This is a genomic window from Paenibacillus sp. FSL R5-0486 (genome assembly GCF_037975155.1).
GTDB lineage: Bacteria > Bacillota > Bacilli > Paenibacillales > Paenibacillaceae > Paenibacillus > Paenibacillus amylolyticus.
On record NZ_CP150237.1, the window covers coordinates 6376876 to 6401115 of the forward strand.

Sequence of the window (24240 nt, forward strand, 5' to 3'; positions counted from 1 at the left end):
ACGTGAGCCTGATGAAAAACGCCGGTCATCATGCGCTCGAAGCGGTTTATTCCGCTCCGACCTCTGTACCCTCAAGGTTGAGGCTGAGCTTATCGCTCGCAGCGTCATCTTCATCGTCCATTTCTCTCATTTCAATCTCTTGCTCATCTTCGCTCAAAATCTTAACGTCCATACCCAAGCTTTGCAGCTCTTTGATCAATACTTTGAATGATTCAGGAACACCTGGTTCCGGGACATTCTCACCTTTGACAATGGATTCATACGTTTTAACCCGACCAACAACGTCATCGGATTTAACAGTCAAGATTTCTTGCAGTGTATAAGCAGCACCGTATGCCTCAAGCGCCCATACTTCCATCTCCCCGAAACGCTGTCCACCAAATTGGGCTTTACCACCCAATGGCTGTTGCGTAACAAGTGAGTAAGGACCCGTGGAACGGGCATGGATTTTATCATCAACCATGTGTGCCAGTTTGATCATGTGCATGACACCTACGGTAACTTCACGTTCAAACTCTTCACCTGTACGACCATCATACAGGACAGTTTTACCATTACGTTGCATACCTGCTTCTTCCATCGTATCGAAGACGTCATACTCCTTCGCTCCGTCGAATACAGGAGTTGCTACGTGAATACCCAGTTGCATCGCCGCCATACCCAAGTGAACCTCGAGTACTTGACCGATATTCATCCGGGAAGGTACGCCCAGTGGGTTAAGAACGATCTGAACCGGTGTACCGTCTGGCAGGAAAGGCATATCTTCTTCCGGCAAGATGCGGGCCACGACCCCTTTGTTACCGTGACGTCCAGCCATTTTATCACCCTCGGAAATTTTCCGTTTTTGAGCGATATATACACGAACGAGTTGGTTAACACCTGGAGGCAGCTCATCACCGTTTTCGCGGGTAAATACTTTCACGTCTACTACGATACCATCAGTACCATGTGGTACACGCAAGGAAGTATCACGTACTTCACGTGCTTTCTCACCAAAGATCGCATGCAAGAGACGTTCTTCTGCTGTCAGCTCTGTTACACCCTTAGGTGTTACTTTACCAACCAGAATGTCGCCAGCACTGATCTCAGCACCGATGCGGATAATACCGCGCTCATCCAAGTTACGCAACGCTTCTTCCCCAACGTTAGGGATGTCACGTGTGATCTCTTCAGGTCCAAGCTTGGTATCACGTGCTTCTGACTCATACTCCTCGATATGGATGGATGTGTATACATCTTCCTTAACGAGTTTTTCACTGAGCAAGATCGCATCTTCGTAGTTGTAACCTTCCCAAGTCATGAAGGCAACAACAACGTTACGTCCCAGAGCCAATTCACCCATTTCCGTTGAAGGACCATCAGCGAGGATATCGCCAGCTTTGACAGCGGCACCTCTTTTAACAATCGGACGCTGGTTAATGCATGTTCCTTGGTTCGAACGCATAAATTTGTGTAATTTATATTTAACGATATCGCCTTTAACTTCCTGACCGTCCACTTCTTCAACACGACGGACCCAAATCTCGTTCGCAGTAGATCGTTCAATAATTCCGTCATAATCGGAGACAATACATACACCGGAATCTTTCGCGGCTTTGTGTTCCATACCTGTTCCCACAAGTGGTGCTTTAGGAATCAAAAGTGGAACGGCCTGCCGTTGCATGTTTGATCCCATGAGCGCACGGTTGGAGTCATCGTTCTCAAGGAACGGAATCAGCGCTGTAGCGACGGATACAACTTGCTTAGGAGATACGTCCATGTAGTCAACCCGCTCACTCGGCATCGTAAGGATGTTATCCGACTGTTTGTTATAACGTACAATGATCGCTTCTTCTTCAAATGTACTATCTTCATTCAGCTTCGCATTCGCTTGCGCGATAACGTAGTTGTCCTCTTCGTCCGCTGTCAGGTAATCAATTTGCTCGGTTACAATACCTGTCTTCGGATCAACCCAACGATATGGAGCTTCAATGAAGCCATATTCATTCACACGAGCGAACGTAGACAAGGAGTTGATCAAACCGATGTTTGGTCCCTCTGGCGTCTCGATTGGACACATACGGCCATAGTGGGATGGATGGACGTCACGCACTTCCATACCTGCGCGCTCACGCGTCAAACCACCGGGTCCGAGTGCGGACAAACGACGTTTATGTGTCAACTCACCCAGCGGGTTCGTTTGATCCATAAACTGTGACAACTGAGAGCTACCAAAGAACTCTTTAATGGATGCAATAACAGGACGTATGTTAATCAAAGCCTGTGGTGTAATTACGTTAGCATCCTGAATGGACATTCTCTCACGAACCACACGCTCCATACGGGACAAACCGATACGGAACTGATTCTGCAGGAGTTCACCCACCGAACGCAAACGACGGTTACCCAGATGGTCAATATCATCCGTGCTACCAATTCCCTGCAGAAGGTTAAGGAAATAACTGATGGACGAAATGATATCCGCCGGCGTCACGTTTTTAACGGACTTGTCAATGATTCCATTGGCAATCAGTTTGACTACTTTACCATCTTCAGTTGGTGAGAACACATCAATCGTTTGCATAGGGATATCATTGGCATCCAAAACGCCGTTACCCACGTGATACGTGCGGAATCCAACGCTCTTCTCCAGATACGGCATGATTTCATCCAACAAACGACGATCAACCATTTGACCTGCTTCAGCAATGATTTCACCAGTCTCAGCATCAACAAGTGACTCAGCCAAGCGCTGGTTGAACAAACGGTTTTTGATGTGAAGCTTTTTGTTCATTTTGTAACGACCTACATTAGCCAGGTCATAACGTTTTGGATCAAAGAAACGTGCTACGAGCAAGCTTTTCGCATTATCCAGCGTTGGCGGCTCGCCCGGACGAAGACGCTCATAGATCTCAATGAGTGCTTTCTCCGTGGAATCCGTGTTGTCTTTGTCCAGTGTGTTGCGGATATATTCGTCATTACCGAGCAGATCCAGAATCTCAGCATCTGTGCCAAAACCAAGTGAACGCAGGAGAACCGTAACCGGTATTTTACGTGTACGGTCGATCCGGACATAAACAACATCCTTCGCGTCCATCTCCAGTTCCAACCAAGCGCCGCGGTTAGGAATAACTGTAGCGGTATACGTTTTTTTGGCGTTTTTATCTACTTTGGTACTGAAGTAAACGCTAGGAGAGCGAACCAACTGGCTGACAATAACCCGTTCCGCACCATTAATAATAAATGTGCCAGTGTTGGTCATCAGCGGGAAATCTCCCATGAATACTTCCTGCTCTTTGACTTCGCCGGTTTCCTTATTAATGAGCCGGACTTTGACCCGAAGCGGTGCTGCATACGTAACGTCACGCTCTTTTGCGTCGTCTACTGTATACTTCGGTTCACCGAGACTGTAATCGATAAATTCCAAAATCAAGTTACCTGTAAAATCCTGGATCGGCGAGATATCCTGGAACATTTCGCGCAACCCTTCCTCCAAAAACCAATCATAGGATTTTTGTTGGATTTCAATCAGGTTCGGAACTTCGAGTATCTCGTTAATTCGTGCATAACTGCGCCGAGTGCGTCGACCATATTGAACAAGATGTCCTGCCAACTTAAACTCACCCCTCAATGTCTACTCACTTTAAAAATTTCGTTGCGAACCTCTGTTTGTAACCTTATAATGGTACACATACAGAGCAAAGCAATGCATCCACAAATAAAGAAAAGCCCTTACTCGAAATGTCGTTCGAAAAAAGAGCAACTTTGATCGGCGGATGTCTTTCCAAATCATTCTTATCCCCAGTTTGCCCAAAATGTACATATTATACGCCAAACGTAGGCATAATAAGCCCGTTCGGCGTAAAAAAAGGTTGACATTTTTAGTTAGCTAAAGCCAAGTAGGGCATCTTAATACTGACATTTTACAACTATACCACGACCTGAATTTCAAGTCAATAGTCCTATTGCAAAAAAAATGATCCCCTGCTTACTTTACAAACTCGGATTCAGCTTTTAGTAGATACCTATTCCGATTTCACCGCTTTGAAAATCCGATATCCTTTATCCTTCGTCACTTCTCCCACTCTTCCAAACAAAGATTCCAATTTCGCTTTCGCTGACGGTGCTCCTTGTTTCTTCTGAATGACAATCCACAACGAACCGCCTACCTTCAGATGGCGATGTGCCTGTTCGAAAATAGTATGAACCGTCTCTTTCCCAGCCCGTATAGGCGGGTTGGTTAGGATAACGTCAAAATCTTGTTTTTTTACTTCAGACAGTAGATTACTTTGCAATACCGTAACATTGTTAATTCCGTTCGCTTTTGCATTTTCCCTGGAAAGTTCAACGGCTCTCTCGTTGATATCGATCATGGTGACATGCCCATCCGGTACAAGTTTGGCTGCTGTAAGACCCATTGGCCCGTATCCACAGCCCACATCGAGAACATGAGCCCCTGATGGCAACTCTATCGCATCAATCAATACTCTGCTGCCATAATCGATTCCGTTTTTGGAAAACACACCGGCATCCGTCACGAATCGCAGACTGAATCCGCGAAGAACCGCTTCAGTTGCTCTGCGATCATGCGCCACTTGCGGTTTGTCCGAATAATAATGATTGGACATGCCCTCACTCACTTTCCATTTACAATTACAGCAACAAACCCCTTGATATAAGTCAAGGGGTTTGTTGTTTTGTTCATTTAGCTTGTAATAGCTAAATTATTTAACTTCAACTGAAGCGCCTGCTTCTTCAAGCTTAGCTTTAACCGCTTCTGCTTCTTCTTTAGCAACTTTTTCTTTCAATGCTTTTGGAGCGTTGTCAACCAATTCTTTTGCTTCTTTCAGGCCAAGACCTGTGATTTCGCGAACTGCTTTGATAACGTTGATTTTGGAAGCACCAGCGCTAGTCAAGATTACGTCGAACTCGGATTGCTCAGCTTCAGCAGAAGCTACTGCACCTGCAGCAGCTACTGGAGCTGCAGCAGTTACGCCGAATTCTTCTTCGATTGCTTTAACAAGATCGTTCAATTCCAGTACAGTCATGCCTTTGATTGCTTCCAAGATTTGCTCTTTACTCATGAGTGAACCTCCATATATAATATTATTTTTTTTATTTCATTTGCCGCCTAAGCAGCATTCAGATCAAGTTGCTTACGCGCCTTGTTCTTCTTTTTCTGCAACTGCTTTAACCGCAAGCGCGAAGTTGCGCACTGGCGCTTGAAGCACGCTGAGGAGCATGGAGAGGAGTCCATCGCGGGATGGAAGTTCTGCCAATGCCTTAACTTCTTCTACTCCGATTACGCGACCTTCTACGACTGCACCTTTCAATTCCAGTGCATCGTTCTTTTTCGCGAAGTCGTTCAGAATTTTAGCTGGAGCCACAACGTCATCTACGCTGAATGCAATTGCAGTAGGACCTGTAAGAACATTTTCAAGTTCTGTCAGTTCTGCTGCTGCAGCTGCACGGCGAAGCAACGAGTTTTTCAGCACTTGGAATTCGATCCCTGCTTCACGAAGTTGCTTACGCAACTCAGTTACTTGGGCAACGTTCAATCCGCGATAGTCAACAACAACAGTTGTAACGCTCTCGCGCAATTTTGCTGTTACTGCATCAACGGATTCTTGTTTTGCTTGAATCACTTTTGCGTTTGCCAATCTGTACACCTCCTGATCAAATTTATCCCATTAAGAAAAGCCTCCGTAGAATCACGAAGGCTTGATATATACTCATCATCGATTTGCATCGTTCTAAGTTCTATAATCACACCTCGGCAGGAAATTAAGCCAAATGGCACCTACTGTCTACGGCAAGCATATTCAAATGTCAACGGTCAGTCACTCGGACTCACAACTTTTATATCTTATCAAAAACAGGACAAGCCTGTCAAGAGATATTATCTAAAAGCTGCTGCGTTCACGCGTGCGCCAGGGCCCATCGTGGAAGAAAGACTAACATTCTTCAGATAAACACCTTTTGCTGCCGCTGGTTTAGCACGATTCAGAGCTTCCATGAGAGCTTTGAAGTTCTCATTAAGTTGCTCAGAAGAGAAAGAAGCTTTACCAATCGGTGCATGAATTTGACCTGCACGATCCAGACGATATTCGATTTTACCGGCTTTAATTTCTTGAACAGCCTTAGTTACATCGAAAGTTACCGTTCCGGCTTTAGGGTTAGGCATCAGACCTTTACCGCCGAGCAGTCGGCCCAATTTACCTACTTCACTCATCATATCTGGTGTCGCTACGCAGACGTCGAATTCGAACCAGCCTTGTTGGATTTTGTTGATCATGTCTGCATCACCAACATAGTCCGCGCCAGCCGCTTCCGCTTCTTTCGCTTTGTCACCTTTTGCAAATACCAATACGCGTTGTGTTTTACCTGTGCCGTGTGGCAAGACAACAACACCACGTACAGCCTGGTCTTGCTTACGAGGGTCTACACCCAAACGAACTGCTGCTTCGATTGTTTCATCGAATTTTGCAGTAGCTGCCTTTTTCACAAGCTCTACAGCTTCTGAAGGCTCGTAAGTTGCTTCGCTGTCAATCAGCTTAGCAGCTTCCAGGTATTTTTTACCGTGTTTAGCCATGTTTTATTCCTCCTTTGTGGTGTTAGCGGATATACCTCCCACATCAACCGGTCGCGAATCGACCGGTTTTACGAAGCCATGTTTCTTATGAAAATTAGTCTTCGATGGTGATACCCATGCTGCGGGCAGTACCTTCGACCATACGCATAGCGGACTCAACGTCTGCTGCATTCAGGTCAGGCATTTTTGTTTCTGCGATTTGACGTACCGCATCACGTTTAACAGTAGCAACTTTTTTCTTGTTCGGTTCGCCTGATCCTTTTTCAACTTTAGCTGCCACTTTCAACAGAACTGCTGCTGGTGGAGTTTTAGTGATGAAAGTAAAGGAACGGTCCTCGAATACAGAAATTTCAACTGGAATAATCAATCCCGCTTGATCAGCTGTACGAGCGTTGAATTCTTTACAGAATGCCATGATGTTGACACCTGCTTGACCCAAAGCTGGACCTACTGGTGGTGCTGGGTTTGCTTTACCTGCTGGAATCTGCAGTTTTACCATTTTAATAACTTTTTTCGCCATGATTGACACCTCCTTGCAAAATAGTGGTTAACGGGTTTTTCAACCCTCCCACAAGAAACTTGAAGAAACTATATCTTCTCCACTTGCGTGTATTCCAACTCAAGCGGTGTTTCCCGTCCAAACATGTTCACGTGCACTTTCAACTTGCTTTTCTCTACCAAAATTTCTTCCACGGAGCCTACGAAATTCGCAAAAGGACCGACTTTAATACGCACGGATTCCTTAATATCGAACTCAATTTTCGGCTTAGGTTCAACCATTCCCATGTGCTTCAGAATTTGTTCCACTTCTTCAGGCAACAATGCAGTTGGTTTGGACCCAGAACCTGTCGAACCGACAAATCCTGTAACCCCTGGTGTGTTGCGAACAACATACCAAGAATCATCCGTCTGTACCATTTCCACCAAGACATAACCGGGGTAAACTTTACGCATAACGGTTTTTTTCTTACCGTCCTTGTTTACCACTTCTTCTTCCATAGGAACAAGAACGCGGAATATCTTGTCTTCCATGCCCATAGACTCTACGCGTTTTTCCAAATTGGCTTTGACCTTGTTCTCATACCCTGAATAGGTATGAACGACGTACCATCTTTTTTCCATATCAAGCCACCGGAACCCTTCTTAAATAATCGCTTCGATCACAAAGGAGATGCCAATGTCAATGACCCAAAAAAACAGCGTCATAACCACAACAGTACCAAGTACGATCAATGTGTAGTTGGTCAGCTCTTTACGATTAGGCCAGCGAACTTTTTTAAGTTCAGCCCAGCTTTCTGAGAAAAAGGAAATCAGAGATTTGAAACTTCGTTTCACGCCGACACCTCCAAAAACTATCTGGTTTCGCGATGAGAAGTCTGCTCGTTACAAAACTTGCAAAATTTCTTCATCTCCATGCGGTCGGGGTGATTACGCTTGTTTTTTGTCGTAGTGTAATTTCTTTGTTTGCAGTTAGTACAAGCCAAAGTAATAATTACCCGCATGATGTACACCTCCCGAAGACTTCCACATTCAAGCAGAGTCTCTAAATTGATCCTGAAAAAAAGCCATAAATTTAGGCCTACCTAAAACACTTTATCACAAGGGTATAACCATGTCAATGAAAGAATAGTCTTTCATTCATTGGGTATTACTTCCGTACAACGTACATTCGTTTCTCATCTCTGTTTTTCTCTTCTCCTGCTTGGACCGAGCGATTACTAGTATAAACATTCTTAGATTTTATAAACTTGAGACACTAAAAAAAGACTCAAACACCGAGCCTTTTCCGTCAACGACAACATGTGTTTAATTATCTCGAACTTCCAGGTACTTTTCAAGTTTGCGCTTGACGCGCTGAAGTGCATTATCAATGGACTTCACATGTCTGTCCAAATCTACTGCAATCTCTTGATAAGATCTCCCGTCCAGATACAACATCAATACTTTACGTTCCAGATCACTCAGAATCTCGGACATTTTATCTTCCAGGCCCACAAACTCTTCCTGATTGATGATAAGTTCTTCCGGATCACTGACCTGGGTTCCACAAATCACATCGAGTAACGTACGATCAGACTCTTCGTCATAAATAGGCTTGTCCAGAGATACATAAGAATTAAGCGGAATATGCTTCTGACGTGTTGCTGTCTTAATCGCCGTGATGATCTGTCTTGTAATACACAGTTCGGCAAAAGCCTTGAACGAAGCCAGTTTGTCCCCTTTGAAATCTCGAATGGATTTGTAGAGGCCAATCATTCCTTCTTGAATAATATCTTCCCGGTCTGCCCCAATCAGAAAATAAGATCTTGCCTTGGCGCGTACAAAGTTACGATATTTGTTAATTAGAAACTCTAACGCTTCGCTTTCGCCTTCACGGAAAGCTTCGACAATGTCTTCGTCACTTTGGTAATCATACTTAGATAACATGATATCTTTGAGGTCGACACTCACAGACAATCCCTCCGGCTGCAACGCAAGGTACCCCGTTACTCTACTCTATGAAATATAGGATCAGTATATATGATGGTACCTCACACCGTCAACCACGCTCTGCCTAAAAAAGAACATCAATAACATAAATGTCAAGAGTTTCAATATTCTAAATTTTGTAAAAACGTGCTGTTATTCCCGGCGCCATCGCTCAAACTCTTTCAATACATCGGGACTTAACTTACCCCCGAGTGTGTTACGCGTGGTCTTCGCCTGATCTTCTTCCAGTCGTTTTTTTAATTCTTTTTCGTTCTGCTCAACTTCAATTAGCAACTCCCTTGCAGATACACGTAGCGCTCCCTGTCCAAAAATGACATGTTGCTCTACCATATCGCTCGTAGCCACATAGATTTGGCGTCTTCGCATGCTTAGTTCCCGAACGAGTCTCTCAATGCATTCGTCTGCCGTCTCTTTTTCCTTTGTAAAATAGATCTGCACTTTGCTCTGAGTAAAGGATTTACCGAGTCCAGGCACGAGGTAGGCGTCAAACACAACAATGACTCGACGGCCGGAGAAAGCCTGGTAGTCTGCAAGACGAAAGAGAAGCCTGTTACGTGCCTCTTCGAGCCCACTTTCCGCCAGTTTGGTTAATTCCGGCCAGTCGCCAATCATGTTGTACCCGTCTACAAGAAGCACATCACGGGAATCAGCCATACCTTCTATTCCTGCGCTTGACGCGAGCGGAGCACTTCGTACATGACAACCCCCGCTGCCACGGAAGCATTCAGGGAATTAATCTGACCTTGCATTGGTAATTTGATAAGCACATCGCATTTCTCACGAATAAGTCGTCCCATCCCCTTGTTCTCATTTCCGATTACCAATGCCACAGGGCCAGTAAAGACTCCATTACCAAAGACACCTTCGTGAGCGGTGACATCTGTCCCTACAACCCATACACCTTCCTCTTTGAGGCGATCGATGGTCTGACCAAGATTACTTACACGAGCCACTGGCACGTACTCCACAGCACCTGCTGATGTTTTGGATACTGTCACGGTTACCGCTGCCGAGCGACGTTTCGGTACAATGACGCCATGCGCACCCGTGCAATCTGCTGTCCGCAAAATAGACCCCAGGTTATGAGGATCTTCAATCTCATCCAGCAGAATCAGGAAAGGATGCTCATTCTTCGCTTTTGCTGCGGCAAGAATGTCTTCTACCTCCACATAAGCGTAAGGTGCTGCTTGAGCAACTACCCCCTGATGCTGAATGCCTGGTACCGTTTGATCCAGCTTACGCTTGTCCACGTGTTGAATGACAATACCTAGTTTTTTAGCTTCCGAGATAATAGGTTGAGTCAGATGTTTCTGTGCTGTATCGGCAATCCATATTTTATTAATGGTCCGGCCTGAACGCAGCGCCTCCGTCACGGAGTGTTTACCGGCGATCCATTCTTCTTCCATCGTTGTTCGATCCTCTCTGTAATGCATTGTTTTGTTGAAATTTCTATTTTTTTGTCGGCGATGGCGATTGTTGTTCCGCGTGCTCAATGCCAAGCCCGATCAGTTCAATCATGCGATCATGATGACCACTGCTATAGAGGTAACCAATGAGACATTCAAAAGCCGTAGCATGTCTGTACTCCAATACATCTGCATTTTTGGGTACACTACCCGACTTGGCATTCCGCCCTTGCCGGACGATATCCCGTTCTTCCTCTGTCAGTTCATCCTCAATCGTTGTAAGTATGCGGCTCTGTGCCTTCGCTGATACCAACCCGGTTGCACTACGGTGCAAATGATTGGGACGCATGTTTGCCTTCGACAACAGATATTGACGAACAGCTACCTCATATACCGCATCACCAATATAGGCCAGTGCAATAGGTGGAATCAACCTCGCAGGTCTGGAAGGAGGATAAGGGAACCACCCTCCCTCTGTGACCTGGTCCTGTTGTTTTGGTGTATTTGGATGTCCTTCGCTCATTTGCGCCGCCATCTCATGCCCTGCGCCGTATCTTCAAGCAGAATGCCACGTGCAGACAATTCATCGCGAATTTCATCCGCTCTTGCCCAGTTTTTGGACTTGCGCGCTTCTACACGCTCTTCAATCAGACGTTCTACTTCCTCATCCAGAAGTTCTGGCTCTGCGTCAGTATAAATGCGCAGTACAGCATTCAATTCACTGAACAACTCGAGGAGTGCGCGAATGTCTGCCGCATTAACCACTTCTTGTTGCAACAGTTGGTTGGCTTCCCCTGCCCACTCAAACATCGCAGTAATTGCATCAGGAGTATTGAAATCATCCTGCATCTTCTCGTGATACTGCTGACGAATTTGGTCGAGTCTTGCCGCAAACTCTGCTGTGATGTCCTGATCAACAGTTACTGCATTCAGACGATGGTTCAGGTTACCTACCGCATTTGCAATCCGGTCCACACTGTTCTGTGCCTGCTCCATCGTATCATCCGTGAAGTTCAATGGATTGCGATAGTGGGTAGACAACATGAAATAACGAATCGCTTCGCGTTTATATTGATTGCGCAAGTCTTTAACCAGAACACCATTACCGAGTGATTTCGACATCTTCTCGTTATCAATCCGGATGAATCCATTATGCATCCAGTAGTTCGCAAGTGGTTTACCTGTTAATACTTCGGATTGGGCGCATTCGCACTCATGGTGCGGGAACTGCAAATCCTGTCCACCCCCGTGAATGTCCAGTGTATCCCCAAGATACTCCCTAGCCATGGCGGAGCACTCAATATGCCAGCCTGGTCGACCATCGCCCCAAGGACTGGACCAATAGATCTCACCTGGTTTGGCAGCCTTCCAGAGCACAAAATCTTCGGGATGCTCTTTGCGCTCGTCCACACCCACACGGATTCCAAATTGCAGCTCCTGCAGGTTTTGTTTCGAAAGTTTGCCATATTCGCTGAATTTGCCTGTGCGATAATAGACGTCACCGCCATTTTCATACGCAAATCCTTTTTCAACCAGCTCACGGATAAAATCAATGATCAGCGGCATGTTTTCCGTTACTCTCGGATTGCTGCTTGCCTTGGGAATACCCAATCCCTCAATGTCTTCATAATAGGCAGCAATAAATTTCTCAGCCACGTGAGGAACGTCTGTTCCAAGTTGTTCTGCTTTGCGGATCAACTTATCGTCCACATCCGTGAAGTTCACCACATAGTTCACATCATGTCCTGTCTGTTCCAGGTATCCACGAACCGTGTCGAAAAAGATAACCGGGCGCGCATTCCCGATATGAATGTAGTCATATACCGTTGGTCCGCAGACATACATTTTCACTTTCCCTGGCTCTTGGGGAACAAATTTCTCTTTGGTACGACTCATCGTATTATAAATCTGAAGCGTCATGGTCACTTATCCTTTCATCCTATACTGCCTTTATTTATTGTATCACGTATCACGCACAGTCTCATTTTCACGGGCATTTTGCAGTGTACGTACTTCTTCCTGCAATCGTTCGAGTTCTTTTTGCATACCGCGCAAGGAGTCAACGACCGGATCGGGCAATTGCTGACTGAGGCGATCTACCCGTCGGCCATCCTGTTTAACAATTCTACCCGGTATACCTACCACGGTACTATTGGAAGGGACCTCCTTAAGCACAACGGAGTTCGCACCAATGTTACATTGATCCCCCACGCTAAATGAACCCAACACCTTGGCTCCGGATGAGATAACCACATTATTACCAATGGTCGGATGTCTCTTCCCTTTTTCTTTCCCTGTTCCGCCCAGGGTAACCCCCTGATAGATAACGACATCATCGCCAATCTCACATGTTTCTCCAATAACGACGCCCATTCCGTGGTCAATAAACAACCGATTTCCGATCGTAGCTCCAGGATGTATCTCGATTCCTGTCATAAAACGGCTAACCTGCGAAATGAACCGGGCAACCGAGAACCATCTTCGCTTGTATAAAAAATGAGCGATCCGGTGTGCCCATATCGCATGCAGCCCTGAGTAGGTGAATACCACCTCAAACCAACCTCGGGCCGCCGGATCGTTTTCAAACACCGCCTGGATATCTGATCTGATCTTCTTGAACATGCTCGTTCCCCTCTTGTTCAGGTTCCCGTCCTCCGGCTTACCGGACGGCGCGTTCCTTGGTAGTGTACTGCACACTCGCCTAAACAAAAAAACGCCCCTGCAGCATTTAGCTGCAGAGGCGTTTATCGCGGTCCCACTCTGCTCGGTCCATTCTTAAATAGAATGAGCCCTCAAGCGGTTTGGTAACGGAAACCAATCGTCACAACCTATCCTAACGTTTTCCCATGTCATGATCGACAAAGGCGGGGCCGGATTCGGCTGTGCAGCTCACGGGCGCATTTCGACTGATGGACAGTGGATGGTTCACAGCCACCGCATCCAAAGAAATCTATCTTTGCTACGGGACCATCCTCTCTGAATCTGTCCGGGTCAGTCTACTCCTCCCGATCTTTGCTGTTCTATTAGATAAATCATATCAATTATTCGTTGTGTTGTTATTATAGCGAAAAGGCCTCAGACTGACAACAGCCTCCTACGTAATCTATCCATCGTAGGACTGTGTTCAGATTCCAAATAAACGGAATGTCTTCGACTAAGATTATTTTACTTGTGCAAGCAAACGTTCGATCACCGTATCACGACCCAGAAGCACGATCGTTTGGTTCAGATCCCGTCCATGCGTCTGTCCAGTCAAGGCTACACGAATTGGCATAAAGAGCTGTTTGCCCTTAAAGCCGGTTTCTTTCTGTACTTCCTTGATCAATGCAGCCATTTTGCTTGGAGTAAACTCTTCGCTCGCCTGTACTTTATCCGCAAATGCCTTCAGTACAGTTGGCACCTGCTCCTCCGCAAGCACTGCTTCTCCTTCACTTTCAAGCTCCAGATTGGAACGGAAGAATACTTCTGACAATTCGACAATATCGGAGGCAGAATTCATCTGCTCCTGGTACAGGTGTACCAGCGTATAAGCCCATTCTTTTTGTTCAGCAGACAGCTCGGAAGAAATACGTCCAGCCTTTTGCAGATGCGGAATGGCCATTTCGGCAATACGTTCCGGGTCAGCATGTTTGATATAGTGGTTGTTCAAGTGCGCCAGCTTGTGGGTATCAAATACCGCAGGGCTCTTGGACAGACGTTTCGTATCAAAAATGGAGATCAGTTGCTCTTGCGAGAAGATCTCTTCTTCCCCTTCCGGCGACCAGCCGAGTAAGGAAATGAAGTTAAACATCGCTTCAGGCAAATAGCCGAGCTGATCATACTGCTCAATGAACTGAATAACGGATTCATCCCGTTTACTCAGTTTTTTGTGATTTTCATTCACGATCAGCGTCATATGACCGAATTGCGGTGGCTCCCAGCCAAGCGCTTCATAGATCATGAGTTGACGCGGCGTGTTCGAGATGTGATCTTCCCCACGCAGGACGTGGGAGATCTTCATCAAGTGATCATCCACAGCAACGGCATAGTTGTATGTGGGAATGCCGTCTTTTTTCACAATGACGAAGTCACCGGATTCCTTGCTGTTGAACGAGATTGTGCCTTTAACCATATCATCAAACGTATATGTGCGCTCTTCCGGCACACGGAAACGAATACTTGCTACGCGGCCTTCCGCTTCAAACGCACTAATTTGCTCTGGAGTCAGGTCACGGTGTTTGCCAGAATAACGGGGTGTTTCTCCACGTGCTGACTGTTCCTCGCGCTCTTGCTCCAATTCTTCTTCCGTGCAGAAGCAACGGTAAGCCAGACCTTTATCCAGCAATTCCTGCGTATATTTACGATAGAGGTCCAGACGTTCCGTTTGACGGTATGGTCCGTATTCTCCGCCCACGTCAATACTTTCGTCCCACTCAATTCCGAGCCACTTCAGGTACTTCAGTTGGCTTTCTTCACCACCGGCAATATTCCGTTTCACGTCCGTATCTTCAATACGAATAATGAATTTACCGTTATTATGTTTGGCATATAAATAGTTAAACAACGCCGTACGGGCATTCCCGATATGCAGGTGTCCCGTTGGGCTCGGCGCGTAACGCACACGAATATCCGTGCTCATATGATCCCCTCCGTCACTAATTGATTGATGATATCACACACGTACAAGGCAAACAACGGATTGAGCGGCAATGCCCTCTCCCCGTCCCGGGAATCCCAGTTGCTCTGTCGTTGTTGCTTTCACGTTCACCTGTGTTACATCCGCTTCCAGTGCCTTGGCAATAACCTCAGCCATCTGTGGGATATAAGGAGCCATCTTTGGCTTCTGGGCAATAATCGTTGAATCGATATTCCCTAGCTTATACCCGCGATCCTTCACAAGCTGCCATACATGCTCCAGCAATTTCAGGCTGTCGGCATCTTTGAATTCCGGATCGGTATCCGGGAAGTGCTTTCCAATATCCCCCAGTGCCAGTGCACCCAAAATGGCATCACTGATCGCGTGCAACAGCACGTCTGCGTCCGAGTGACCCAGCAGACCTTTTTCATAAGGAATCGTTACTCCGCCAATAATACACGGGCGTCCCTCTACCAGCTGATGTACATCAAATCCCTGTCCTACACGTATCATCGCTTCTTCTCTCCCCCCAGCAAAAACGCAGCATATTTCAAATCTTCCGGCGTTGTTAATTTGATATTGGTATAATTGCCTTCCACAACCTTGACCGACATTCCCTGACGTTCAGCCAGCATGGCATCATCTGTTCCCAGAAATCCGTCCTGCTCAGCTGATTCGTAGGCGGAGAGCAGGGAAGAAAGACGAAAAGCCTGCGGGGTTTGAATGCTCCACAGACTGCTGCGGTCTGGCGTCGCCGTAACGACTCCTTCCGCATTCACTTGTTTGATCGTATCCTTCACGGGAACCGCCAGTACAGCTGCTCCACCACCGGCTATGGCGGCCGCCATGCATCCCTTGATCTGCTCATGGTTCACAAAAGGACGTACCCCGTCGTGAACGAGAACCCAATCCGTCCCAAGTGCCTCAAGGCCTTTATGGACAGAATGTTGTCTCTCTTTCCCTCCGGGGATAACACGGACACGTGAATCCAGTTGGTATTCTTTTACCCAATCCTGGCAGCGTTCAACATCTGCGGTTCCTGTGACCAGCACCATCTCGCGGATCTCGTCCAGCACAGCAAATACCTCAAGCGTATGTATGAAAACGGGCTTGTCCTGTAGCAACAGAAACTGTTTGCTCTCGGTCGTCCCCATCCGGGTTCCGCGACCTGCTGCCACAATGACAACGCCCCACCCTTTATCCATGCCGCAATCCCTGCCTTGTCTGTCAGTTTATCGCCCAAAGATATACAATATCATTCAACGATACACTACCCATCATACCGCTTTATTGGGCTTTTTCCAACAGTTTCGGCTTGGCAAAAATCATTCGTCCCGCTGAAGTCTGCAACACACTGGTCACCAGCACTTCCATCATCATGCCGATATACTCGCGTCCGCCCTCCACAACGATCATTGTGCCATCATCCAGATAGGCTACACCTTGACCATGCTCCTTGCCATCCTTGATGATCTGCACCATGATCTCCTCACCTGGCAGAACAACCGGCTTAACCGCATTGGCGAGATCATTAATGTTCAACACAGATACACCTTGGAGTTCGCACACTTTGTTCAGGTTAAAGTCATTGGTGACCACTTTGCCCTGAAGCACTTTAGCCAGTTTAACCAGTTTGCTGTCCACCTCGGAGATTTCCTCGAAATCCCCCTCGTAAATCAGGACTTTTACATCAAGTTCCTTCTGGATTTTGTTCAAAATGTCCAGTCCACGCCGTCCTCTATTCCGCTTGAGCAGATCCGATGAATCAGCAATATGCTGTAACTCCTCCAGAACAAATTCCGGAATTACGATCGTACCTTCAATAAATCCGGTTTTGCATATATCAGCGATACGCCCATCGATAATAACACTGGTATCCAGAATTTTATGTTCTTCCATCCGTCTGTCCTCGTCCACCTCGGGATGACCCCATCGTCCAGACATCCAGAAGGCCCCCAGATCGTCTTTCTTCGCCATGGCAAGGGTATAACCGGAATAAGCACTAATCACCGTCAGCGCCACTTGTAGCACTTCTCCTGCCGTCCCCATCCATCCCACAACAGGGTAAAGTAACAAGGCCACGAGCAATCCTGCAACGGTACCTGCAGCACCTGCAGCCAATTCGTTCATAGGTACTTTTGCCAATGAATCAATTCCACTATGCAGCCTGTCTGCCATCAATGTTCCACCAATATTACATACAGCCATAAACATTACAGCTCCCAGCAGCGTCGATATACCAGCTCCCAGTAATCCTGCTGACTGAATCCACTCCGCCATCCATGGGACCGATTTTCCTGCCAGATGATATGCCGTGTAGCCGAACCATGCACCGCACAATCCTGTAAAAGTTAAAATGCCTTTTTTCCACATTAGTCCCTGCACCTCCTTCAATGTATCTTGATCTTTATATCCAGTATGATCCAATTCCTGAATTGCTAATCCCATCTGGAAGAACTTTTTGGAAATGTTGCAATCGTCAGTTGAAAGTAGGTAAATTATTGGCATATAATGAATTCAATTCATATCCCGAGGTGAGTGGCAAAATGAGTACGCTAAGTTTACAGGCTTTCCAGGATCAAGTTTCTGAACTGTTGTTGCGTCATCGCAGCCTGATTGATGTACTGTCCAAAACGGGACAAGCCGGAGCGTCTGTTAACCGTGCCGTGTCCAAAGCCATTACCGAATGCGGCTGCATCGAGCTGCACGCCACCAAGCAGAAATATGCCCCGGAGAGCGATATCGCTCAAACCAAGGGCCTGCTGGAAACGCATGTGGAAGGTGAGTTGTGTGAGAACTGCAGAGAGGTCATCAGCTCTGAGCTAGGGCGGAACCTGTTCTACATGTCGGCTCTCTGCAATCTGCTGGACATTAACATGGAAGAGGTCGTAAATCACGAATCACAGAAGTGTTCAACGTTAGGGATGTTTAATCTGTCGTAAGAAGATATGTATGTCGTCCGTAAGGGTTTCTTTTACCGTAAATAGATCTCAATAAACAAAAAGCACGCATTCTCCAGTTCAGGAGAGTACGTGCTTTCTTTGTATAGTGTCTGTCCCCAAGGAGACTTAACGATCGGAAGGACGGGAAGATTTCTCATCCTTGCGCTTTTTCGCCCGACTACGCGAGGCCGCTGTTCGCACATTATGCTTCATTCCATACAAGGCGTATAACACCAGCGGAATAAAGATCAACTTGGATAACTGCTCTGGGAAAATAACGGCTACAGCTATGGCAAATAACACAACCCATGGCGCAATCCAGATTGCCTTGCGTGGCAAACCGACCTTTTTGAAATTGGGATATTTAAGCGAACTCACCATCAGATACGATAACAGCAATGTAGCAATCATCATGCTAACCGGGCCAATATCCTTATTGAACAAGGACAGTGTAGCCAGCACCCCGCCGGCTGCCGGAATCGGCAGACCTGTGAAGTACCCGGGGATTCCCGGACGAACATTAAACCGAGCCAGACGAATGGCTCCGCAGATCGGAAAAGCCGCTGTTGCGATCCAGGCGAGGATCGGCATTGAATCTTGAAACGACACCATAAATATGATCAGGGCTGGTGCTGCACCAAAGGAAACCATGTCAGACAAGGAATCCAGTTCCTTGCCGAATTCACTTTGGGCATTGAGTGCACGTGCCACTCGGCCATCCAGACCATCCAGCAGCATCGCTACAATGACCATAATGGCAGCCAAACTGTAATTTCCATCAATCGCAAGCAAAATTGCCATCATTCCAAGAAACAGATTACCCAGGGTAAAGAGATTCGGAATGAATCTGGTTAGCATCGTTGTTTCACCTCATCCATTTCAAGCCTTTATATAGGCAAACCCTTACATCTGTCTGTCGATAAACATTTGCTCCTGCAAACGTTTGAGGCCTTCCTTAATGGTCCGGGCACGAACTTCACCAATACCGTCCACTTCGTCCAGTTCTTCAATTGTAGCCATAATAACATGAGGCAATTGTTCGAATTGATCCACCAGATTATGGATAATGACATTGGGCAGGCGGGGGATCTTATTTAATACCCGGAATCCACGAGGGGCAACCGAATCCTCTGAAGTAGCCGCTGATGAAGGATAGCCGAGCAGACGGACAATATGATGTGCATCCAGCAACTCATCGTCCGACAATCTTTTCAGTCCCACGATAATTTCACGGATTTTGTCATCACTGTCGTCACGGGCATAGTCTTTATACAATAACCAGGCTTCTTCTTCCGTTGTACCCACGAGTTCTTCCATTTGCATGGAAATGAGTCGTCCCTCATTCCCGAGTTCATGAATGTATCGTTTGATTTCCGTTTTGATCCGCATCACCATTTCGGTACGCTGAATCACATTAACCACTTCAGGAATCGTCACCAGCTCCTCAAATTCAGAGGCACTCAGATTCGTAAGGGACTGTGTTAATACCGCTTTGTATTTCTCCAGGGTTTGAATCGCTTGATTCGCTTTGGTCAAAATAACCCCGATTTCCTTGAGGGAATAACGAAGTGTTCCCTGATACAAAGTAATGATATTCCGGCGCTGTGATATGGATACGACCAATTTACCCGTTTGCTTTGCTACACGCTCTGCCGTCCGGTGACGAATCCCCGTCTCTGATGAAGAGATCGAAGAGTCCGGGATTAACTGGGTATTGGCGTAAAGAATACGCTTCAAATCCTCGCTAAGAATAATGGCACCATCCATCTTGGCGAGTTCATACAGATAGTTCGGGGAGAAATCACAGTTAATCGAGAATCCCCCATCCACCACTTCCATTACTTCAGGGCTGTATCCTACAACAAGCAGTGCGCCCGTCTTGGCGCGCAGCACATTTTCCAGACCTTCGCGGAAAGGTGTACCTGGTGCGATCAGCCTTAACAATTCATTCATATTATCCAGTTGGCTCATATCTTTCATCTTGTTATGCCCCCTAATCTAAAGCAACCGCTAGTGCATCTGCCACGGTATTCACACCGATCAGTTGTATCCCGCGAGGATGTTTCCAGCCCTTTAAGCTTTTTTCTGGTAAAATGACTCGTTTGAAGCCCAGCTTTGCGGCTTCCTTCACTCGTTGTTCGGCCCGTGATACGGCTCGAACTTCACCTGTCAGACCGATCTCGCCAAAGATGACGTCGTCCGGCTTGGTCGGTACATCTCTCAAACTGGATGCAATGCTGACAGCAACCGCCAAATCTACAGCGGGCTCATCCAACCGTACTCCACCAGCCACGTTCAGATACGCATCCTGGGTCTGTAAAAACATCCCCATCCGTTTCTCCAGCACTGCAATGATCAGATTTAATCGATGGAGATCTACCCCTGTTGCCATACGGCGGGGAGAAGGAAAATGGGTCGTCGAGATCAACGCCTGCAATTCCACGAGCAGAGGACGTGTCCCCTCCATACTGGCAACTACCGTTGAACCTGCTACACCCAGTGGACGTTCCGACAAAAAGAGTTCGGACGGATTGCCCACTTCACGAAGTCCATCTTCGCCCATTTCAAAAATACCAATTTCATTGGTGGAACCAAAACGGTTCTTCACCGCACGCAACAGGCGATACGTATGATGCCGTTCTCCTTCAAAATAAAGCACGCAATCCACCATATGTTCTAACATACGTGGACCGGCAATGGCACCTTCTTTGGTAACATGCCCCACAAGAACCGTTGCAATGCCTCTGCCTTTGGCAATCCGCATGAACCTTGACGTACATTCCCTTACCTGTGCTACACTACCCGGCGCACTGGTAACTTCGGGAAGATATACCGTCTGAATGGAGTCGATGACAAGAAAATGCGGCTGGATCTGATCCACCGCTTCCTCTACACGTTCCATATTGGTTTCACACAGTACATACAACTCGGCAGAGAGTGCCCCGAGACGGTCCGCCCGCAATTTGGTTTGCTTGACTGATTCCTCTCCCGATACATATAAAACACGCAAACCCGAGTGCGTCAACGCATGGGACGTCTGCAACATCAACGTTGATTTACCGATACCTGGATCTCCGCCCACCAGAACGAGGGAACCTGGAACAATTCCGCCACCCAACACCCGGTTCAACTCTCCGATTCCAGTCTGTACACGCGGTTCCTGACCGCTATCTATATCTATGATAGGAAGCGGTTTATCTTTACTGTCAAACAGAGGAGAATTTCTCCCTTGTGTTTTGACCACCGTCTCTGTTTCTTCCACCATTGAATTCCATGACTGACAACCCGGACACTTACCGTACCACTTGGGGGCTTCATAGCCGCATTCCGTACATTGAAACTTGGTTTTAACTTTGGCCACTTCAGCACTCCTATAATTTAATTTTATAACAGCATTTTGCATTATTCGACGAATTTCACCCAAACTCCCTGACGTGCAGGGTTACTAAAAGTTTACCATTGTTTGAGATTTTTCGTAAAGGATTATCGCAAACTTTACACATGTTCCTGACATAATCATGTCCGTCTTCTGTCCAAAGTGCAAAAAATCCTCCCCGGCCGAAGCCGGGAAGGATTTGATTAAGGATTATGGATCAATACAAGCTGAAGTTTAACTCCAAAGCTTGCTAAATATTATTTAGTTTCGATTTCCTCATTGGACGGAACGACCACGTCTTTTTTCGTAACAGACAGTGCACCGTTCTCTTCGTCGATGAGCAATGAATCCCCTTTGGTTACGTTACCTGTGAGCAACTCTTCGGACAATTTGTCCTCGATATGCTTCTGGATTGCCCGACGAAGCGGACGCGCACCGTAAGCTGGATCAAAGCCTGACTTCGCAAGGAAAGACTTGGCATTGTCAGTGAGTTCGAAATCGACCTCATGTTCGAGCAGTCGTTTACGAAGTTCTTCACTCATAAGCGTAACAATTTCAGCGATGTGTTTTTCTTCAAGTGAGTGGAACACGATAATTTCATCAATCCGGTTAAGGAACTCTGGACGGAAGCTTTTCTTCAGCTCATCCATCACTTTCCCCTTCATGTTGTCATAATCTGCTCCTGCATCTACAACTGCAGTGAAGCCCAGTGTAGAGTTACGTTTGATCGCTTCGGCACCCACGTTGGATGTTAGAATGATCAGCGTATTGCGGAAGTCAACGACGCGACCTTTGGAATCCGTCAGACGACCATCCTCAAGCACTTGTAACAAGATATTGAATACTTCTGGATGTGCTTTCTCGATTTCATCGAGCAGGACTACGGAATATGGTTTACGACGAACTTTCTCTGTCAGCTGGCCACCTTCTTCGTACCCAACATATCCTGGAGGCGCTCCGACAAGTCGGGAAGTCGAGTGCTTCTCACCATACTCGGACATATCAATCCGGATTACTGCATTTTCATCGCCGAACATCGCTTCAGCCAGAGCACGAGCAAGTTCTGTTTTACCTACCCCTGTAGGGCCGAGGAAAATGAATGAACCCATCGGACGTTTTGGATCTTTAAGTCCCGCACGAGCACGACGAACCGCACGGCTGACAGACTTCACTGCCTCATCCTGACCGATGACACGTTCATGTAGAATAGACTCCAGATTCATCAGACGTTGTGTCTCTTCTTCTTTCAGTTGGTTCACAGGGATTCCAGTCCAGCTGGCTACCACTTGTGCGATATCCTCAGGAGTAACCTCGGAATCGGTGCGACCTTGTTTCTCTTTCCACTGGTTCTTCGTTACATCCAGCTCTTCACGGATTTTTTGTTCCGTATCACGCAGAGCTGCTGCTTTTTCGAACTCCTGACTTTGAACTGCAGCGTCTTTTTCCTTACGGATATCTTCCAGACGGCTTTCCAGTTGTTTCAGGTTTGGTGGGATCGTGTAAGAGTTCAATCTTACTTTGGAACCCGCTTCATCAATCAGGTCAATCGCTTTATCTGGCAGGAAACGGTCTGTAATGTAACGGTCAGACAGTTTAACCGCCTGCACAATTGCTTCGTCCGTAATTTTCACGCGGTGATGCGCCTCATAACGGTCACGCAGGCCGTGCAAGATTTGAATCGCTTCTTCCGGAGAAGGCTGATCTACAGTAATCGGTTGGAAACGACGCTCAAGCGCTGCATCCTTCTCGATGTATTTACGATACTCATCCAGCGTTGTTGCACCAATGCACTGCAATTCTCCACGGGCCAGAGCCGGTTTCAAAATGTTAGAAGCATCGATGGCACCTTCAGCTCCGCCTGCGCCAATCAAGGTATGCAATTCGTCGATAAACAGGACAATGTTACCTGCTTGGCGAATCTCATCCATGATTTTTTTCAGACGATCTTCAAACTCACCACGATATTTGGTTCCAGCGACTACTGAACCCATATCCAGGGTCATTACCCGTTTGTCGCGCAATGTTTCCGGAATCTCATTTGCAATGATTTTTTGTGCAAGGCCTTCAGCAATCGCTGTTTTACCTACACCTGGCTCACCGATCAATACCGGGTTGTTCTTCGTACGACGGCTGAGCACCTGGATGACACGTTCAATTTCTTTGCTACGTCCAATAACCGGGTCAAGGTTATTCTCTCTGGCGTATGCCGTGAGGTCACGTGCCAGACTGTCCAGCGTTGGTGTGCTGACATTGGCAGGTGTGCCATTATGGCTGGATACAGCTTCACTGCTACCAAGCAATTGCAGCACTTGTTGACGTGCTTTGTTCAGGCTAATTCCCAGGTTATTGAGCACACGTGCTGCAACACCTTCGCCTTCACGAATCAATCCGAGCAGGATATGCTCTGTGCCTACATAAGTGTGGCCCAATTTACGAGCTTCATCCATAGACAGTTCAATTACTTTTTTCGCACGTGGCGTATATGCAATGTTGGTAGGTTGCTCTTGGCCACGGCCAATTAGCGTTTCTACTTCATCCTGAATTTTTTCCAATCCGAGTCCCAGGCCGATCAGTGCTTTGGCTGCGATGCCTTCGCCTTCACGAATGAGGCCGAGCAAAATATGCTCAGTACCGATGTTATTATGACCGAGACGGACAGCTTCTTCCTGCGCGAGTGCGAGCACCTTTTGGGCCCGTTCCGTAAATCTTCCAAACATCATATCTCCTGCACCTCCATGGTTTTGGATAAAACGAGGGTCATATAATGAAATAACCGTCGTATTCTTCATATCATTTTTGTTTGCAGCCATGCTGCGAATAAAGTCATTCGGCATTTGTAC

At 46.8% G+C, this 24240-nt stretch carries 24 protein-coding genes and 1 other annotated feature; of the genes, 1 reads left to right on the plus strand and 23 read right to left on the minus strand.

Annotated features, from left to right (window positions below; translation table 11 throughout):
• Positions 1 to 46 precede the first annotated feature (46 nt).
• The 19 genes from rpoB to MKY01_RS28400 all read right to left on the minus strand — a co-directional run bounded on the left by rpoB (position 47) and on the right by MKY01_RS28400 (position 17455).
• On the minus strand, positions 47 to 3592 hold the full coding sequence (gene rpoB / locus MKY01_RS28310; protein ID WP_047841125.1) for a DNA-directed RNA polymerase subunit beta: 3546 nt from the start codon (positions 3590 to 3592) through the stop codon (positions 47 to 49).
• A 412-nt stretch (positions 3593 to 4004) separates the two neighbouring features.
• Positions 4005 to 4607 carry a class I SAM-dependent methyltransferase gene (locus tag MKY01_RS28315; RefSeq protein ID WP_339284390.1) on the minus strand — a complete coding sequence of 201 codons (603 nt, stop codon included), beginning with the start codon at positions 4605 to 4607 and terminating at the stop codon, positions 4005 to 4007.
• Between the two features lie 96 nt (positions 4608 to 4703).
• On the minus strand, positions 4704 to 5063 hold the full coding sequence (gene rplL / locus MKY01_RS28320; RefSeq protein WP_017692065.1) for a 50S ribosomal protein L7/L12: 360 nt from the start codon (positions 5061 to 5063) through the stop codon (positions 4704 to 4706).
• Between the two features lie 72 nt (positions 5064 to 5135).
• Positions 5136 to 5639 carry a 50S ribosomal protein L10 gene (gene rplJ, locus MKY01_RS28325; protein ID WP_047841127.1) on the minus strand — a complete coding sequence of 168 codons (504 nt, stop codon included), beginning with the start codon at positions 5637 to 5639 and terminating at the stop codon, positions 5136 to 5138.
• Between the two features lie 23 nt (positions 5640 to 5662).
• Positions 5663 to 5810: a sequence feature (ribosomal protein L10 leader region), on the minus strand.
• 68 nt (positions 5811 to 5878) lie between these two features.
• A complete protein-coding gene (rplA, locus tag MKY01_RS28330) occupies positions 5879 to 6571 on the minus strand; it encodes a 50S ribosomal protein L1 (RefSeq protein ID WP_017692063.1) in 693 nt (230 codons plus the stop codon).
• A gap of 94 nt (positions 6572 to 6665) precedes the next feature.
• A complete protein-coding gene (gene rplK, locus MKY01_RS28335) occupies positions 6666 to 7091 on the minus strand; it encodes a 50S ribosomal protein L11 (protein ID WP_017692062.1) in 426 nt (141 codons plus the stop codon).
• 68 nt (positions 7092 to 7159) lie between these two features.
• Positions 7160 to 7693, minus strand: coding sequence for a transcription termination/antitermination protein NusG (nusG, locus tag MKY01_RS28340; protein ID WP_036607165.1), 534 nt, complete (start codon positions 7691 to 7693; stop codon positions 7160 to 7162).
• Positions 7694 to 7714: 21 nt separating this feature from the next.
• Complete coding sequence (gene secE / locus MKY01_RS28345) at positions 7715 to 7906, minus strand: preprotein translocase subunit SecE (RefSeq protein WP_017692060.1); 192 nt, start codon at positions 7904 to 7906, stop codon at positions 7715 to 7717.
• Between the two features lie 17 nt (positions 7907 to 7923).
• A complete protein-coding gene (gene rpmG / locus MKY01_RS28350) occupies positions 7924 to 8073 on the minus strand; it encodes a 50S ribosomal protein L33 (protein ID WP_072735843.1) in 150 nt (49 codons plus the stop codon).
• Positions 8074 to 8377: 304 nt separating this feature from the next.
• Complete coding sequence (sigH, locus tag MKY01_RS28355; RefSeq protein ID WP_017692059.1) at positions 8378 to 9022, minus strand: RNA polymerase sporulation sigma factor SigH; 645 nt, start codon at positions 9020 to 9022, stop codon at positions 8378 to 8380.
• A 171-nt stretch (positions 9023 to 9193) separates the two neighbouring features.
• A complete protein-coding gene (locus tag MKY01_RS28360) occupies positions 9194 to 9715 on the minus strand; it encodes an NYN domain-containing protein (protein ID WP_036607162.1) in 522 nt (173 codons plus the stop codon).
• A 5-nt stretch (positions 9716 to 9720) separates the two neighbouring features.
• Positions 9721 to 10467: a 23S rRNA (guanosine(2251)-2'-O)-methyltransferase RlmB gene (gene rlmB, locus MKY01_RS28365; protein ID WP_017692057.1), complete on the minus strand. Its 747-nt coding sequence runs from the start codon at positions 10465 to 10467 to the stop codon at positions 9721 to 9723.
• A 43-nt stretch (positions 10468 to 10510) separates the two neighbouring features.
• A complete protein-coding gene (locus MKY01_RS28370) occupies positions 10511 to 10990 on the minus strand; it encodes a Mini-ribonuclease 3 (protein WP_076254727.1) in 480 nt (159 codons plus the stop codon).
• Positions 10987 to 12387 (minus strand): cysteine--tRNA ligase, encoded by a 1401-nt coding sequence (cysS, locus tag MKY01_RS28375; RefSeq protein WP_017692055.1) that lies wholly within the window; start codon positions 12385 to 12387, stop codon positions 10987 to 10989. The genes MKY01_RS28370 and cysS overlap by 4 nt, the downstream gene beginning before the upstream one ends.
• A 42-nt stretch (positions 12388 to 12429) precedes the next feature.
• Complete coding sequence (gene cysE / locus MKY01_RS28380; RefSeq protein WP_036607155.1) at positions 12430 to 13089, minus strand: serine O-acetyltransferase; 660 nt, start codon at positions 13087 to 13089, stop codon at positions 12430 to 12432.
• Between the two features lie 538 nt (positions 13090 to 13627).
• Positions 13628 to 15085: a glutamate--tRNA ligase gene (gltX, locus tag MKY01_RS28385; protein ID WP_036607153.1), complete on the minus strand. Its 1458-nt coding sequence runs from the start codon at positions 15083 to 15085 to the stop codon at positions 13628 to 13630.
• Positions 15086 to 15118: 33 nt separating this feature from the next.
• Positions 15119 to 15595, minus strand: coding sequence for a 2-C-methyl-D-erythritol 2,4-cyclodiphosphate synthase (gene ispF, locus MKY01_RS28390; RefSeq protein ID WP_017692052.1), 477 nt, complete (start codon positions 15593 to 15595; stop codon positions 15119 to 15121).
• Positions 15592 to 16287: a 2-C-methyl-D-erythritol 4-phosphate cytidylyltransferase gene (gene ispD / locus MKY01_RS28395; protein ID WP_076320294.1), complete on the minus strand. Its 696-nt coding sequence runs from the start codon at positions 16285 to 16287 to the stop codon at positions 15592 to 15594. Before ispD ends, ispF begins: the two co-directional genes overlap by 4 nt.
• Before the next feature lie 82 nt (positions 16288 to 16369).
• Positions 16370 to 17455 carry a PIN/TRAM domain-containing protein gene (locus MKY01_RS28400; protein WP_047841132.1) on the minus strand — a complete coding sequence of 362 codons (1086 nt, stop codon included), beginning with the start codon at positions 17453 to 17455 and terminating at the stop codon, positions 16370 to 16372.
• A 173-nt stretch (positions 17456 to 17628) separates the two neighbouring features.
• Here MKY01_RS28400 and MKY01_RS28405 point away from each other — a divergent pair, with 173 nt between their 5' ends.
• A complete protein-coding gene (locus MKY01_RS28405; protein WP_017692049.1) occupies positions 17629 to 18024 on the plus strand; it encodes a hypothetical protein in 396 nt (131 codons plus the stop codon).
• A 126-nt stretch (positions 18025 to 18150) separates the two neighbouring features.
• On the opposite strand, the gene pssA is transcribed toward MKY01_RS28405, so the two are convergent.
• From pssA to MKY01_RS28425, 4 genes are all read right to left on the minus strand, one after another.
• Positions 18151 to 18882 (minus strand): CDP-diacylglycerol--serine O-phosphatidyltransferase, encoded by a 732-nt coding sequence (pssA, locus tag MKY01_RS28410; RefSeq protein ID WP_017692048.1) that lies wholly within the window; start codon positions 18880 to 18882, stop codon positions 18151 to 18153.
• A 45-nt stretch (positions 18883 to 18927) separates the two neighbouring features.
• Positions 18928 to 20004: a DNA integrity scanning diadenylate cyclase DisA gene (gene disA, locus MKY01_RS28415; protein ID WP_047841130.1), complete on the minus strand. Its 1077-nt coding sequence runs from the start codon at positions 20002 to 20004 to the stop codon at positions 18928 to 18930.
• 13 nt (positions 20005 to 20017) lie between these two features.
• Complete coding sequence (gene radA, locus MKY01_RS28420; RefSeq protein ID WP_036671578.1) at positions 20018 to 21385, minus strand: DNA repair protein RadA; 1368 nt, start codon at positions 21383 to 21385, stop codon at positions 20018 to 20020.
• A gap of 272 nt (positions 21386 to 21657) precedes the next feature.
• On the minus strand, positions 21658 to 24120 hold the full coding sequence (locus tag MKY01_RS28425) for an ATP-dependent Clp protease ATP-binding subunit (protein WP_036607223.1): 2463 nt from the start codon (positions 24118 to 24120) through the stop codon (positions 21658 to 21660).
• Positions 24121 to 24240 lie beyond the last annotated feature (120 nt).

Bases quoted from the DNA above. Each gene is read 5' to 3' on its own strand.
- MKY01_RS28315 (WP_339284390.1), bottom strand. From the start codon at position 4,607: ATGTCCAATCATTATTATTCGGACAAACCGCAAGTGGCGCATGATCGC.
- rplL (WP_017692065.1), bottom strand. From the start codon at position 5,063: ATGAGTAAAGAGCAAATCTTGGAAGCAATCAAAGGCATGACTGTACTG.
- rplA (WP_017692063.1), bottom strand. From the start codon at position 6,571: ATGGCTAAACACGGTAAAAAATACCTGGAAGCTGCTAAGCTGATTGAC.
- rplK (WP_017692062.1), bottom strand. From the start codon at position 7,091: ATGGCGAAAAAAGTTATTAAAATGGTAAAACTGCAGATTCCAGCAGGT.
- nusG (WP_036607165.1), bottom strand. From the start codon at position 7,693: ATGGAAAAAAGATGGTACGTCGTTCATACCTATTCAGGGTATGAGAAC.
- rpmG (WP_072735843.1), bottom strand. From the start codon at position 8,073: ATGCGGGTAATTATTACTTTGGCTTGTACTAACTGCAAACAAAGAAAT.
- MKY01_RS28360 (WP_036607162.1), bottom strand. From the start codon at position 9,715: ATGGCTGATTCCCGTGATGTGCTTCTTGTAGACGGGTACAACATGATT.
- rlmB (WP_017692057.1), bottom strand. From the start codon at position 10,467: ATGGAAGAAGAATGGATCGCCGGTAAACACTCCGTGACGGAGGCGCTG.
- MKY01_RS28370 (WP_076254727.1), bottom strand. From the start codon at position 10,990: ATGAGCGAAGGACATCCAAATACACCAAAACAACAGGACCAGGTCACA.
- cysS (WP_017692055.1), bottom strand. From the start codon at position 12,387: ATGACGCTTCAGATTTATAATACGATGAGTCGTACCAAAGAGAAATTT.
- cysE (WP_036607155.1), bottom strand. From the start codon at position 13,089: ATGTTCAAGAAGATCAGATCAGATATCCAGGCGGTGTTTGAAAACGAT.
- gltX (WP_036607153.1), bottom strand. From the start codon at position 15,085: ATGAGCACGGATATTCGTGTGCGTTACGCGCCGAGCCCAACGGGACAC.
- ispF (WP_017692052.1), bottom strand. From the start codon at position 15,595: ATGATACGTGTAGGACAGGGATTTGATGTACATCAGCTGGTAGAGGGA.
- ispD (WP_076320294.1), bottom strand. From the start codon at position 16,287: ATGGATAAAGGGTGGGGCGTTGTCATTGTGGCAGCAGGTCGCGGAACC.
- MKY01_RS28400 (WP_047841132.1), bottom strand. From the start codon at position 17,455: ATGTGGAAAAAAGGCATTTTAACTTTTACAGGATTGTGCGGTGCATGG.
- MKY01_RS28405 (WP_017692049.1), top strand. From the start codon at position 17,629: ATGAGTACGCTAAGTTTACAGGCTTTCCAGGATCAAGTTTCTGAACTG.
- pssA (WP_017692048.1), bottom strand. From the start codon at position 18,882: ATGCTAACCAGATTCATTCCGAATCTCTTTACCCTGGGTAATCTGTTT.
- disA (WP_047841130.1), bottom strand. From the start codon at position 20,004: ATGAAAGATATGAGCCAACTGGATAATATGAATGAATTGTTAAGGCTG.
- MKY01_RS28425 (WP_036607223.1), bottom strand. From the start codon at position 24,120: ATGATGTTTGGAAGATTTACGGAACGGGCCCAAAAGGTGCTCGCACTC.